This is a genomic window from Ruminococcus sp. AF31-8BH (genome assembly GCF_003460605.1).
GTDB classification, from domain to species: Bacteria; Bacillota; Clostridia; order Lachnospirales; family Lachnospiraceae; genus Blautia_A; species Blautia_A acetigignens.
The window spans coordinates 67,695-82,628 of record NZ_QTVN01000005.1 but is presented as its reverse complement, the minus strand read 5'-3'; the positions used below and the strand labels follow the sequence as shown (position 1 = coordinate 82,628).

The 14,934-nt window shown below is 38.9% G+C and carries 10 protein-coding genes; 7 read left to right on the top strand and 3 right to left on the bottom strand.

Annotated features, from left to right (window positions below; translation table 11 throughout):
* Nucleotides 1–7 precede the first annotated feature (7 nt).
* The 7 genes from DWZ38_RS07790 (at nucleotide 8) to DWZ38_RS07750 (ending at nucleotide 10,863) form a co-directional block, all read left to right on the top strand.
* Nucleotides 8–631 (top strand): DUF5038 domain-containing protein, encoded by a 624-nt coding sequence (locus tag DWZ38_RS07790; RefSeq protein ID WP_117851435.1) that lies wholly within the window; start codon nucleotides 8–10, stop codon nucleotides 629–631.
* Entirely contained in the window at nucleotides 628–3,807 is a 3,180-nt protein-coding gene (locus DWZ38_RS07785) for an ATP-binding protein (RefSeq protein ID WP_117851433.1), read from the top strand. The genes DWZ38_RS07790 and DWZ38_RS07785 overlap by 4 nt, the downstream gene beginning before the upstream one ends.
* A 54-nt stretch (nucleotides 3,808–3,861) precedes the next feature.
* Complete coding sequence (locus DWZ38_RS07780; protein ID WP_117851431.1) at nucleotides 3,862–7,845, top strand: VaFE repeat-containing surface-anchored protein; 3,984 nt, start codon at nucleotides 3,862–3,864, stop codon at nucleotides 7,843–7,845.
* An 869-nt stretch (nucleotides 7,846–8,714) separates the two neighbouring features.
* On the top strand, nucleotides 8,715–9,125 hold the full coding sequence (locus tag DWZ38_RS07765; protein ID WP_004223692.1) for a zinc-finger-containing protein: 411 nt from the start codon (nucleotides 8,715–8,717) through the stop codon (nucleotides 9,123–9,125).
* A 14-nt stretch (nucleotides 9,126–9,139) separates the two neighbouring features.
* Nucleotides 9,140–9,709, top strand: a complete 570-nt coding sequence (locus DWZ38_RS07760; protein WP_025580277.1) for a sigma-70 family RNA polymerase sigma factor — start codon at nucleotides 9,140–9,142, stop codon at nucleotides 9,707–9,709.
* Between the two features lie 13 nt (nucleotides 9,710–9,722).
* Nucleotides 9,723–10,409, top strand: coding sequence for a cell division protein (locus DWZ38_RS07755; protein ID WP_117851428.1), 687 nt, complete (start codon nucleotides 9,723–9,725; stop codon nucleotides 10,407–10,409).
* A gap of 13 nt (nucleotides 10,410–10,422) precedes the next feature.
* Nucleotides 10,423–10,863: a hypothetical protein gene (locus DWZ38_RS07750; protein WP_025580278.1), complete on the top strand. Its 441-nt coding sequence runs from the start codon at nucleotides 10,423–10,425 to the stop codon at nucleotides 10,861–10,863.
* Nucleotides 10,864–11,140: 277 nt separating this feature from the next.
* Here DWZ38_RS07750 and DWZ38_RS07745 read toward each other — a convergent pair whose 3' ends face one another.
* The 3 genes from DWZ38_RS07745 to DWZ38_RS07735 are packed head-to-tail and all read right to left on the bottom strand — an operon-like array spanning nucleotide 11,141 to nucleotide 14,907.
* A complete protein-coding gene (locus DWZ38_RS07745) occupies nucleotides 11,141–12,022 on the bottom strand; it encodes a HAMP domain-containing sensor histidine kinase (protein WP_179966168.1) in 882 nt (293 codons plus the stop codon).
* Nucleotides 12,023–12,035: 13 nt separating this feature from the next.
* Nucleotides 12,036–13,637: an ABC transporter ATP-binding protein gene (locus DWZ38_RS07740; protein WP_117457428.1), complete on the bottom strand. Its 1,602-nt coding sequence runs from the start codon at nucleotides 13,635–13,637 to the stop codon at nucleotides 12,036–12,038.
* A 19-nt stretch (nucleotides 13,638–13,656) separates the two neighbouring features.
* Nucleotides 13,657–14,907 carry a radical SAM protein gene (locus DWZ38_RS07735; RefSeq protein WP_117851426.1) on the bottom strand — a complete coding sequence of 417 codons (1,251 nt, stop codon included), beginning with the start codon at nucleotides 14,905–14,907 and terminating at the stop codon, nucleotides 13,657–13,659.
* Nucleotides 14,908–14,934: the final 27 nt, after the last annotated feature.

The following is a 14,934-nucleotide window of genomic DNA, read 5'->3' as shown; positions in this document are numbered from 1 at the left end:
GACACTTATGAACAGAAAAAAAGCAATTCTGGCTATCTTTATGATGGCCTTTTTAATTATCATCGGATTTGTTTTTCCCTCCATCTGGAAATCCCAAAAAGGAAACAAAAAATCCGAGACAGAAAATACTCAACACGATAATAATGAAAATGCCGAGACAGAACAAGCAGAAAATAACGAATCCATAAGCTTTCAGGATTTTGAAGCTTTGGAAGACTTTTTCTCCAAGGAACAGGTGAAACTTTTTCAGGAAGAACTGACCTCCTATCTTAAAAACGTAAAACAGATATCTCTAACTTCCATCCGTTTCCTTGCTGATGATACTACCTATCCCAATGCTTCTGATATTAATTTTTTGTTCCAGCTTCCGGATAAGTCCGTTCTTCCTGTGTACTACACTTCCTCTACTGGAAGATTCTTTTTCGGTGAGGAACGTACCCCTGATTCTGGAAAAGAAATCATCTATGAACGTCCGACAGATGACAAACTTCCTTCTATCACAACAGAGGAAATTGAACAGTTGCAAGAAGGCGGTTATGACGATACCTCCGTGAATTCGGAAAAAGCTGCCCCTGTCACAGAAGTTCCGGAAACTCCTTCCATGGAAGAACCAAAGGAGGTGCAGCCATGAACAATACTGAAGAACAACATCCTGTCTTCATCCCACGCAATTTTATAGAAAAAGGGACCTTTATGGGCGGAATGTTTAAAATCCGTAATGCCATCGAAGGCGGTGTCCTGGCAATCCTGATCACCATTCCTGTTATCAATCTGCCTCTGACACTCACTGTCAGGATTATTATTCTCTGTATGACTGCTCTGCCTGCAGCTATGATTTCTCTAATTGGAATCGGTGGGGAAAGCATTACTGCGTTTTTAATGAACGCTCTGCGTTTTCTGAAAAACCGCCGGGTTATTTACCGTATGGATGTACATCCGGAGCCGAAAAAAAAGTACCGGATTAAAAAACCCCGTAACAAAGAACCCAAAACCAGAAAACGAAAACGTCATCCAAAGCAACCTGCAGAATCTTCTTCTGAAGAGAACTGCTCACAGATGTCTTCCGAAGAGGAAACAAAAGAAACCTCTGCTATTAAAAAAAAAGAACGCCGGCAGTTTGACACTTCTACAAAACGTGGAATACGCAAACAGGCTCGTGAAGACATCCGGATTCTTAAATATGAGTCCCGACAATTAAAAAAAGAACAAACCGCTGCACGTAAAAGTGCGAAAAGGCAGGCAAAACTTGAAAAACAACAGATAAAGCAGCAACTTTCGGAGGAACGAAAAAAAGAAAGAACTGCGAATAAAGCTTCCAACCAGCCTCCTGCTTCCGGGAAAAGCAAAAAGAAAAAGCGAAAAGAAATCACCTTGGAAGATTATCTTCCTATTGATAAGATTGCCAATGGTGTTATCTACACGACAGACCATCGTTATGTAAAAATCCTGGAGATTGAACCGATCAATTTCCTCTTACGCAGTGCCAGGGAACAACAGGGGATCATCTTCAGTTTCATCTCCTACCTAAAAATCAGTCCTGTGAAACTGCAGATTAAGATGATCTCCAAAAAAGCGGATATCAACAAACATCTGGAACAGTCCCGTTTGGAAATGGAACGGGAATCAGATCCTAACTGCCGGCAGTTACAAAAAGACTATATCCAATTTGTCCGGCAGTTAAGTTCCAGAGAAGCGGTTTCCAGACGTTTTTTCCTAATCTTTGAATACGAACCTTTCAATGTGAATCGGAAGGTGGAGGAAAAGGAAATCCTGGCAGCTTTGGAAACTGCTGCACAGACCGCAAAAACCTTTCTATATCAATGCGGCAACGATGTGCTGGTTCATGACAATGAAGATGAGTTTACAACCGATGTACTCTACACTTTACTGAACCGTACCAAATGTACCGAAACACCTTTGCCAAAACGGATTAACCAGGTACTTACCCGCTATATGGAATCTGGCCGTGAGCAGGAAGTGGATAACATCCATATCAATGAATTCATTGCACCAGAGTCTTTGGACTTTAAGCACAGCAACTATGTGCTGGTAAATGGCATCTACCATTCTTACCTGCTGGTGCCGTGCGATGGTTACAAAGCAAAAGTAATGCCAGGTTGGCTGTCCCTGCTTATCAATGCTGGCGAAGGAATTGACATTGACTTTTTTCTGCATAAACAGCCCAAAGATAAGATCCAGCAACGTCTTGGACAGCAAATCCGGATCAACCGTTCAAAGATCAAAGATGCCTCTGATACCAATGCGGATTTTGATGATCTGGATTCTGCCATCCGTTCCGGCTATTTCCTCAAACAGGGACTTGCTAATAATGAAGATTTCTATTACATGAATCTTTTGATTACAATTACGGCAGGTGATCTGGAAGAACTGCAATGGCGGATTCAGGAGATGAAAAAACTTCTCATCTCACAGGATATGGATCTGCGGTCTTGTTACTTCCTGCAAGAACAGGGATTTTTATCTTCCCTTCCTCTTGTAAACCTGGATAAGAAGCTCTATGAACTCTCAAAACGAAATGTCTTAACCACCGGAGCTGCCAGTTGCTATCCTTTCGTCAGCTACAGCATTTGCGATGACAACGGCATCCTATTTGGAGTAAATAAGCATAACAACTCTTTAGTGATTGCTGATATTTTTGACTCCAAACAATATAAAAACTCCAATATTGCGATTCTTGGCACTTCTGGATCCGGAAAAACCTTTACCATGCAGACTATGGCACTTCGTATGCGGCGTAAAGGAATCCAGGTATTTATCATCGCACCGTTAAAAGGTCATGAGTTTTATCGGGCTGCCAGAAATGTAGGAGGAACCTTTATCCAGATTTCTCCTGCCAGCCAAAACTGCATCAATGTCATGGAGATCCGAAAAGTAGATAACTCTGTCAATGAGCTGCTGGACGGTCCAACTTTAGACGCATCTGCCTTAGCCAGTAAGATTCAGCGTCTGCACGTTTTCTTTTCTCTGCTCATTCCAGATATGAGCCATGAGGAAAAACAGCTTTTGGACGAAGCACTGATTAAAACCTATGCAAGAAAGGGAATCACCCATAAGAATGAATCCCTCATTGATCCCAAACACCCGGAGCATTATAAAGCGATGCCAATTCTTGGAGATGTATATGATGTTTTGATGGAAACCGAAGATACCAAACGGCTGGCTCACATCCTGAACCGTCTTGTCCATGGCTCTGCTTCCTCTTTTAACCAGCAGACCAATGTAGACCTGACCAATAAATATACTGTTTTGGACATCTCAGAGCTGACCGGCTCCAGCGATCTCTTAACGGTGGGGATGTTTGTTGCTCTGGACTATGTATGGGATAAAGCCAAAGAAAACCGTACCGAAGAAAAAGCTATTTTCGTAGATGAAGTATGGCAGCTCATCGGTGCTTCCAGTAACCGCCTGGCCGCTGAATTTGTTTTGGAGATTGCCAAGATTATCCGGGCATACTCTGGTGCCGGTATTTTTGCAACCCAGGATCTTAATGACTTTTTTGCTCTGGATGACGGAAAATATGGAAAAGGCATTATCAATAACTGTAAAACCAAAATTATTCTTAACATGGAAGATGAAGAGGCACAACGTGTAAAAACCATTCTTCGTCTTTCCGAAACCGAAGTTATGAATATCACCCATTTCCAACGTGGAAACGGACTGATTTCAACAAACAACAATAATATCACTGTGGAATTTAAAGCTTCCAACCTGGAAAAAGAATTAATTACCACAGACCGACAGGAACTCCTGGAAATCTTGAAACGCCAGGATAAAAAAGTCGGTTAATGTTACCTGCAGCCCGAATGTGGCTGCTTTTCTTTTTAACAAAGGAGGAGATTTATGTTAAAACCAGCAAAACAACCTCATATCCGGCTAACCGCCCTTTTTCTTTGTGTCACGATGTTTCTTAGCACACTCTTTTTCAATGCCCATACCGCTTATGCTGCAGATGGAACCATTGATTATAAGGCAGGAGCCAAAATTCCATACGGGGACTATTATACTTCCCGCATGAGCTTTGATGGCAATAACACGGCTTATTGCGTTGAACCATTAAAGAAAACACCGGCTTCCGGAAAGTATCCTTATAACCTTTTGGGAAAAAATTCCCCACTCAGAAAAGCTCTTTACTACTTAAACGGTGGATATGGTTATGAAAAGGTAATAAAAGATCAATATTTCCAAGGATGGTCCGATGACAATTCTTATGTCATTGGTCATCTGGTCGTTTCCTATATCCATGCAGGAAATAATGGGGACACCGGTGCTTTTCATGGTGCACCTCAAAATTATATTGACAAAGCATTGGAAGTTGCCAACGCCATTGAAGGGCTTCCTGCCCCACCAGAATCCTTCCGTGCTTTTATCGTTCCTGGCAATGCTTCCCAAACTTTTGCAGGAAGCTGGTATCAGGTTCCAAACGGCTTTATCGAACTGCAGAAATCCTCTGCCAATACCGATATTTCCGATAAAAATGGCAATTACTCTTTAGAAGGAGCCAAATACGGAATCTACAAAGGGGAAGAACTGGTAGAAACTCTTGTTACCGATAAAAAAGGATATGCAAAATCCAAAGAACTGGCAGAAGGAAGTTACACCGTTAAAGAAATCAGTGCCCCAGAAGGATTTGCTATAGATCCTTCCGCCCATAATGTTACGGTAAAAGCAGAAGGAACATCTACCGTAAAAGTAAAGGATATTCCTCAAAATAATCCCGTAAAACTGCTCCTTAAAAAGTTGGATGCTGACACACAGCAAAATTCTGCACAGGGAACCGGCTCTCTCGCCAATGCCGAATTTACAATAAAATTCTATACAGAGCAGTCAGCTACCGATCCCGGAGCAAATGGTAAGAAACCGGTTCGCACCTGGATATTGAAAACAGATGCCTCTGGAGAAATCCATTTTACAAAAGATTATTTGGTATCCGGGGATGAATTTTTCTATGCCAGTGATGGAAAGACCGTCTGCTTCCCACTGGGTACAGTAACCGTACAGGAAACCAAAGCACCTGCCGGCTATCTTCCAAACGAATCTGTTTTCGTGCAGCAAATCACCAGTACCGGTACGGAAGAAACTATCTCTATTTATAACGCTTCTTCTGTCGAAGAACAGGTCTTCCGAGGCGGCGTCAAAATTCAGAAGCGGGATCTGGAAACTCAGGGAACACAAGCACAAGGAACCGCATCGCTTGCAGATGCCGAATTTACCATTACCACTTTGAACAAACAGCCGGTATGGGTAGGTGGAAAGCTCTATGAAAATGGTCAGGCAGTACTTACAATTAAATCGGATGCACATGGTATTGCTGCAAGTGCCGCTGATGCCCTGCCCCTTGGACATTACCGGATTGAAGAAACCAAAGCGCCTTCCGGATACCTAACCGATGGTGCAAAGGCTCTTGAATTTGACATCACCCAAAATGGAGAAATCGTAGATTTAACAACAGAAGAGACTTCTGTTTCTAACCAGATTATCCGTGGCGGTGTCAAAATCCAAAAACGGGATCTGGAAACGGGAGAAGCCAAACCACAGGGAAATGCTTCTTTAAAGGATGCAGAATTTACAATCACCAATCTTGGTCCAAATCCTGTTCTTGTGGATGGAACCCTTTACGAAAAAGATCAAGTAGTTCTCACTTTGAAGACAGATGAAAAAGGGCTTGCTTCCACAAAAAAAGATACTCTCCCTTATGGACATTACCGGGGTGATGAGACAAAAGCACCGGAAGGTTATTTGAACGAGGGAAAACTCTCTCAGGAGTTTCATATCACAGAAAATGGGAAAATTTTGGATTTAACTGCAAAAGAAACAGCGATTTCCAATCAGGTAATCCGTGGCGATTTAGAATTCGTAAAGGTATCTGACGGAGATTTAAACCGGCTGGCAAATGTCCCATTTTCCATTACCTCCAAAACTACAGGAGAAAGTCATACCATTGTAACAGACAAAAATGGCTATGCCAGTACCTCCTCAGAATGGAATAAGCACACTACAAATACCAATCGTGGGGAAACTTCTGAAGACGGAATCTGGTTTGGCTCTTCTAAACCTGATGATACCAAAGGAGCCCTGATTTATGATACCTATATTTTGGAAGAACAACGCTGCGATTCCAATGAAGGTATGAACCTCTTAAAAATTGAGGTCTCTGTATATAAAAATCACGTAGTCGTGGATATGGGAACTTTAACGGATGATCAGATTACCATTGGAACTACTGCCCTTGACAAAGACAGCAACTCCCACTTTGCCAAACCAGAAGAAAAAATCACTCTGGTTGATACCGTAGAATACGAAGGCTTAAAGAAGGGACAGTCTTATAAGCTCATCGGCACACTGATGGATCAGGAATCCGGAAAGCCAATTGAAATAGATGGAAAACCTGTCACAGCAGAAACCACCTTCAAACCAAAAAAATCTTCTGGTTCTGCAAAAGTGACCTTTACGTTCAATGCCTCTTCTCTGAAGGGCAAAACAATCGTAGTATTTGAAGAACTGTACCAGGAGGATTTAAAACTGGCTGTTCATGCGGACATTACAGATCAGGATCAGACTATCTATTTCCCAGAAATCGGGACCACTGCAAAAGATAAGGAAACAGATATGAATCTTTCCCAGGCAGATAAAGAAGTTACCCTTGTAGATACGGTAGCTTACAAAAATCTTCTGCCCGGCGAAGAATATGTTATGACTGGAACCCTTATGGATAAAGAAACCGGAAAACCTGTCGAAATAGATAAGAAAGCGGTTACTGCCGAAACCACATTTACTCCTAAAGAATCCTCTGGAACGGTAGATGTGATTTTTTCTTTTGATGGGACTTCCCTTGCCGGAAAAACCGTAGTTGTTTTTGAATCTGCTACTTATGACGGCAAAGAATTTGCAACACACGCTGATCTTGAAGATAATGGGCAGACCATCTACTTCCCGGAAATTGCTACCACTGCAAAAGACAAAGCAGACGGAGATCATTTTGCCAAAACCGATAAAGAGATTACTATTGTTGATACGGTTAAATATAGTAACCTAATTCCAGGAAAAGAGTATGCACTTACCGGTACCTTGATGGACAAAGAGACAAAAGAACCTCTTCAGGCAGATGGTAAACCGATTACTGCCACTACGACCTTTACTCCTGAAGATGCCTCTGGCAGTATTGAACTTACCTTTACATTTGATGGCAGCATCCTGTCCGGCAAAACAATTGTTGTCTTTGAGTCTTTAACGTATCAGGAAAAAGAGATTGCTGTTCACGCCGATATAGAAGACCATGAACAGTCTATCTACTTCCCGGGAATTGGAACTACTGCGAAGGACAAAGCGGATGGGGATCAGGAAGCCGTTGCTACGAAAGAAGTAACCATCATTGACACCGTATCCTACCAAAATCTGATTCCGGATACTCCATACAAACTGGTCGGCACACTGATGGACAAAACAACCCAAAAGGAAGTTATGATTGATGGAAAACCTGTCACGGCAGAAACAGAATTTACACCAAAGGATTCCAATGGTTCTGTCGAAGTCATCTTCACTTTTGATGGAAGCACATTGGCTGGACATGATGTAGTCGTTTTTGAAAAACTTTTTTCCCTTGAAGGAGAAACAGCACTTGAAATTGCTTCCCATGAGGATCTGGACGATAAAGGACAAACGATAAAACTTACGGAAGCTCCAAAAGACACACCTGAACCTTCCAAACCAGTCAAGACCGGAGATGAAACAACCGTTCTTCCTTATCTTTTACTGGCAGGTGCCGCACTCCTCTTTGCTGCAGGATTTGGTATCTTATATATCCGTAAGCGGAAAAAAGATAAGTAACTATCAATAGATATGCTCACAGGCAGCTTATTACGGCTGCCTGCTATAAAGGTGATGAATATGGAACAATCTCGTTGTAATGCCGATGCCAAACACATCCGGCATTTTTTAGATATTTGTGATGGAAATTGGCATTCCTGTATTTATGTTCGCTGTGTTTCCTGTAAAACCCCAGGTTATTGTAATGGCCCACACTTCTTATATCATCCAGATGAAAACGGCAGTCCATGTGTCCTGCCCATGGCAGATGCCCGTATGCTCTTCTCCCGCATACCGGAACCAACGGAATGTCTATCCGCCATAACACTGGAACAATTTCAGTCTTTATATGGACTCTACTTTGCAAAAGAAGCATTGACCGATAAGCCATGTCCTTGTTTTGCTTTACTGCGGCACCAGGAAGCATCTCATTATCACTGGTAAAAGGTTGCACTTTTGGCACTTTCTGCGTACAGGATAAGAAAGGAGGCGATTTTATGTTGAATTTCACTGCTATGATTCAAGGAATCGATACAATATTTACGAACTTTATTTTTATTCCTGCACTTTTAATCCTGTACCTGAAGTTTCGTCCGAGAAAGCCCTGGAACAAACGCACCAGAAATCTGTATCGGCTATGTATAGCTCTGATTTCTGTTTATGTCATCCGGATTTTCTGTGCAGGGTTCATCTTTACACCAGTAAATTACTCACGTTTTGCAGACAGCGGTTTCTTTCCGCTTATCAAGGCACTGTTCTATTCTTAGATTTTCTGCCATTTTGTGCCATTTAGTCCGAATCTGGGAGTAGTTTCTATGCCCATCCTATGGGAATTCATCACCTGCTTTCTTACAATATACGTATAAAACACGTAAGCGAGGTGAATCTTTATGAAACAGAAACAAATCCGCTGCCCATACTGCGGCAGCATCGCAATTTTAAGGGATGCGTCCTATGTATATGGAAATAAAGCGAAAGATGGAAAACTCTATGTGTGCAGTCACTTCCCACAGTGTAATTCTTATGTAGGAGTTCATCCTGGCACTACCAATGCCAAAGGAAAACTGGCAAACAAAGAGCTTCGGCAAAAAAGGATCCAAGCACACCGGGTATTTGACCAGATATGGCTAAACCACATCTTTACGAAATCGGAGGCTTACCGCTGGATTGCTGATAAATTCTGTCTGACTGCCAAGGAAGCACACATCGGAGAATTTAGCACTTATATGTGTGATCAACTAATTCTGGAATCCATGAAGATTCTGGAGAATAACCATATCCCTCTCAGGGCCATTGGTTGAAAGGGGGGATATGTATGATCATCCCGATGACAGATGATGAACGCCGATTGACAGAGGAGTACTTATATTTGGTACCTGAAATGGTAAAAAAATTGACTTCCCGTTGTGCTTATGTCTCATACGATGAGCAGCAAGACCTTCTGCAAGCCGGAAACTTAGCTTTATGCAAAGCCGCCATGAACTATGACAACACCCGTCCCTTTGCAGTTTACGCCAAAGTTGCCATACGAAATGCCATTTACAGTTATTGGAGAAAACTGCAAAAAGAACGAAAATACACCTGTTCCATGTATGCATCTTCCGAATTTGACATGGAACCCCTGCTTGTAGACCAAAAAACCGAACTATGGCAGGAACAATGTATGAACCAGGAACCCATTTATAAGCACCTGCAGTCCTTAGAAGCGAGAAGCTGCAATACACTAAGAAAAGGAATACATGCCCTGCTCCTGCAGCAAAAAGGATATACCAACCAAGAAATTTCCAAACATTATGGTGTCCCAATGAATCATGTCCGGGCATGGCAAAGCAAAGCCCGGAAATACTTACAGCAGGATACCAAATTATATACTCTTTTATCTTGAAGGGAGAACGATTATGCTGACACTTTATACTGCAGTCGGAATCCTACGATTCCAGGATTCCATAAAGGAACATAAAACACCGACTGTTATCAATAACCGGCAGGAATACGGACTGACAGAAGAAGAATTCTTTCTGTGGAGCAGCCTCGCATTTCAAATCCGACAGATCCATGAATTGCAGTCTGCTTTTTCCGAACGCTTGAAAAAACATCACCGTTCGGAAAATATCCCCATTGAACCTTACCTGAATCGGCTGCTGCTTCGAGGACTGGTTGTAAAAGGGGATGGTTTAACTGGTGTGGATGCCCTGTACCGCCTCTTAGGAGAACTTTATATCAGCCCATTGCAGGACAGTTTTTCAGTACGGCTTTTTACCTGCATCTATCTCTGCATGAAGAAAAAACTGCACACAAAGGAACTGATCCATTATCTAAAAAAGCCGGCACGGACTGCTATAGAGGACACGGTACTCCAAATAGCAAAAAAAGTACAGATTTCTACGGCAGAGCTTGTAACCTGTGTAGAACAGGGCATCCATCCACAAAATACAGAGCAACTTTTGACGCAGCTCTATGAAACCTCGGATGCAACATTCCGTACCCTGGCACAGGATATCCAATTCATCCATGCCGGTTATCCTGTACTGGAAGCCATCAGTAATTTGTACCTCAATAAACAGATTGCATTTGAAAAATTATAGGAAGGAGCAAATTATGCCAAAACCATTTCTTAATAAGCTGATTGTCCATGGGGCAATCGGCTTTTTCTGTGTCCTATTTGGATGTATTTACGGATTTATAACAGACGACCAGATATTTCTCCTTATGAGTCTTTGCATCGGTGTTGGAACTGCCATACGAATTGTGAGTCTGCTACATACCATCAAGATGCATGACTATACCGAATTAACTGGAACCTGTACAAAACGTGAAGTCAGCCCACTTACCAAGAAACAGAAAATTATTTTCCGTTCCACTGACCAGAAAGAATATCACTTTACATTCGATAAAAATATCCGCCTTTTATCTGGACATTATTATCGCCTATATTTCCGGAATGTAGCAAACCTTTCGGGTGAAGAAAAGGTTACTCCGGATTTACTTGCGTATGAGGAATTATCCCTAAATGAAGATGTTTCCCCGAAGAACTCTTAGATTTCTTCTCTAAATACAATAGAAGTGGATATGCCACTTTCACATACCCACTTCTATTATGCTTTATAAGTTTTCCTTCTGCCGTCCCAGTGAAATGACAAAAACCACTCCGAACTACCACGTATTCTGTCTCAAGGATGACAGCATAACAGCAATCGCAGGGAATAATAATCTATTGTATTCCAGAAGACTCTTCAAAAAATGGACAGTGCTTTCACTTTCAGGGTTTCAAAATGCAGTAACAATATCTTTTATTTTTCTACTGTGACCAATTTTTTCATATTAAGGGCAACTTTATACTGACAGTGAAAATTCCCGCTTCATAATTCACTTGAATATCACCACTTATTTGTATTACTAGCTTTCTAGTAGCATACAATCCGATACCACTGCTTTTTATCCTTGCTTCATCTTTTGTGTAAAACAAATCAAATATAGATTTTAATTCTTCATCACTAATATAATCAGAAGGATTGCTTATTTGTATATGACAATACTCGGATTCTCCCCACATGTAAAACATTATATCACCAGTACTATACTTTAAAGCATTATCTATTAAATTACATAAAATTCTAATTAATATTTTCTCTTGAGCAAGTATCCAAATGTTTCCATGTGGCAGTCTAATATCTAATTGTTCTGAGGCACGTTTTGAATTTTGAATATATTCCTTTAACAAAGAAGTGACTACCTCTGTAATATTGACTGATTTCATATCAACTTCGCTCTCTATTGCTTCACTCCAAAACAATAAATATAAATCGTCTACTAATTTTTTTAAATAATCCGCCTTTTTTTCAATATGTTCTATATAGCTATTAACAGGTTCATTCACATTTTTTTCTAATCTAATTAACTGCAAGTAACCAATAATAACAGTTAATGGAGTACGTAAATCGTGTGATAAATTTGCTACCATCTTTTTAAAATTTTTATCCTGTTTTTTTAGCTGATGTTCTTTTCGTTCATCTTCTTTAATTCGCTTGTTGATACTAAGTGCAAGGTTCTCAATATCTTTATCCAATACATTGACCGAGTAGATATGCTCATTATGTTCTATCCATTCTATAATTCTTCTAATTTCCCTCTTCAGATGAAAAATGTATAATATGCCTAATAATATAAACACTCCTGTTATTAAAAAGACAACTAGCAAACTTCATATCTCCTTATAATATTAGAATCTCATCACATGTATTCAAGATTGCATTATCATGTGAAACAATAATAATTATTTTATGATTTTTAATTTGATCGATCAACTGTAAAAATTGTTTTTTTCCACTCTCATCCATAGCTGAGGTAGGCTCATCAAAAATCATTACCTGACCGTCTTGCACTACTTGGCGAATAATTGCAATTTTTTGCTTTTCTCCACCGGAAATATTACTTGACTTTTCATTAATTTGCAAATCCCAATTATCTCTTTTCAAAATACTATCACCAAAGCAATCAACGGCTCTCTGTATACATTTTACATCAAGCTTTCGATATAAAGCAATATTATTATATATTGTATCTGCTATTAAAGTCGGCTCCTGTTCTGTTACACTGATTACATGTTCTCTTATATAATCCATATCTAAATTTCTCATTTCTGTATCGTTCCATATTATATTCCCTTGATATTCATCTACATACATACCCATTAAAATTTTAATAAGTGTACTTTTCCCACATCCGTTTTCTCCTTTCAATCCATAAACTTTCCCCTTTTTTAAGTTTGTAGAAAAACTTTTTATGGTTTCTTTCTGGTCATATGCAAAATTCAAATCCTGAATTCTAATTTGTTTGATTTCATTAAGTCTTATACACCCCTTAGACTGCTCCTTAATTTCTAAAATAGATTTTATACGTTCAAAGGATACATAAGCCTCTTGGTATTCTTGACCGTATGCCACTATTTCTTTTCCATATTCCAAAATCATATTAAAATATACTGAAATCATATAGAAATATCCTATTTGCATATCTCCAGTAAGTATCTTTTTTCCTCCAATCCAAAGTAAAATGCATACAGATATTGCCCCTACAATCCCTTCAAGATTTGCAAATGCCTGGATAGTCGCTTGTTGTTTAAATATAGATCGATATAATTTTTGATATGATGCTACTAACCTATTTGAAAAAAATGAATCCATACTATGTATTTTTATAAACTCTATTTTTTCTAATTGTTCCTGCAGTCTGGAGAAGAAATTGGATTTCTCCTCTTTCATTCCATAACTGCAATTATAAATACGCTTTTTGAAGCCAATATATATAAAAAAATAAAGTGCTAATAAAAACATTGTAACTATAAAAGCAATCGAATCCATTTTCCAAATCATAAATAAGATTATACCCGCTGAAAAAACTGAAAATATCAATTCAGTCAAGGAGCTGATGAAAAAAATAAGTACATCATTCGCATCATTGTTTATCCTTTGAGATAAGTACGATAAATCAGTTCTGCCAATTACGAGTGGCGAAACTTTTTTTAAATGATTTACAATTTCGAAATTTAATGAAAATGCTGCATTAGTCTGTATCCTTATATAAAGTATTTTATTGACATAGCAGACAATTTCCTTACCAACATACAATAACAGTAATAAAAATATGAATTTTAACATTGCTGAATATGTTGTTTCCACATTAAACATATTAATAAATTGTCCCATAGCAGCCGGTATAAATGTATTTAACCCGCACAGTATAATACCCAACAAAAAATATATCCCATATTCTATTTTATATTGAAAAACATATTTACTGCAAAATTTTATCATTCCAATTCTCCCTGCTATTTCATTGAGCCATTTCTTTCATCAGCTCCAACATCTCTTCTGCATTCCATTTTACTGAAGAACAAATCTTATTTTTATAAGCAGCACACCCACCATAACATACTGGAAAAAATGAACAATCTTTACATTCTTGATCCTTTACGACATCATAGGAAAGCCATTCTACAAATTTATTTGTAAGTTTGATTCCTTTTTCCAAATTACCGATACTTCGTTCACTATATCCAATATCATTCCAACATTTATACAACGCTCCATCTGGACCTATCACAAATGAATTTAAGCTAATTGCTCCACATACACCATAATTGCTCGGCTTAACACCTTGGTACATAAAGCCTCTCTTAATCCCTTCTTTATAAAACGCAATCTCTTCTTTTGCGTACTGTGGTCGTTCCATACATATATGATTATTACATACTCCATTAATATCATCTACTGGTGCTAAATAATAACCAACTCTACCTTTTAAACCATATCTTTCTAGCCAATCAAATATTTCTGTTGCTTCGTTTATATTTGTCTTGTCAACATTAATTCTTATCGAAATATTCAAAATATCCGCACATTCTCTTATATTGTCCAATATATGTTCGAAGGTAGGCTGATGATTATGGAGAATCCTTCTACTATCATGGGCTTGTTTTGAACCATCTAAAGTAACTTGAATATAGTGGATGTCCATGTCTTTTAATTTTTCAGCTACTCTTCTAGTCAATTTATAACCATTTGTGACCATATCCGCATTATATTTGCAACCAAGTGGCAAAACAGACTTTATCTTTTTGGTTAATTTTTCAATAGTTTCAATTGCCAATAATGGCTCCCCTCCATACCAAGATACCGTTAATTCATGTATATGCTGATATTTTTCTTTGAGCTGCGATGTTAATTGATCCTGAACAGTCTCATACATAGTAATATATTCTCTCCCTTTTTCATAGCAATAGGGACAACAAAAATTACATGCCATAGTTGGGGCAATAGTTAATGTAAGATTTGAATCCGCAAACCTTTCTATTTTATTTCTTATAAGCAATTCTGCAAATTCATCTTTATCATCTTCAACTAGCATACCACCCTCTAATAATGCTGACTCTAAATCAGGCTTTGAACATTTTTTCCCTTCTTTCATTTCATAATATGATTTTTCATAATCAGTATCTAATTCCAGTATTGCAGATGTGACCGTATTGTAAATCAAACAACTTTTATCTTCTTTTTTCTCTATATTGTATCTTGATAATTTCATTATTATATCCTCTTTTCTTAATCTCTT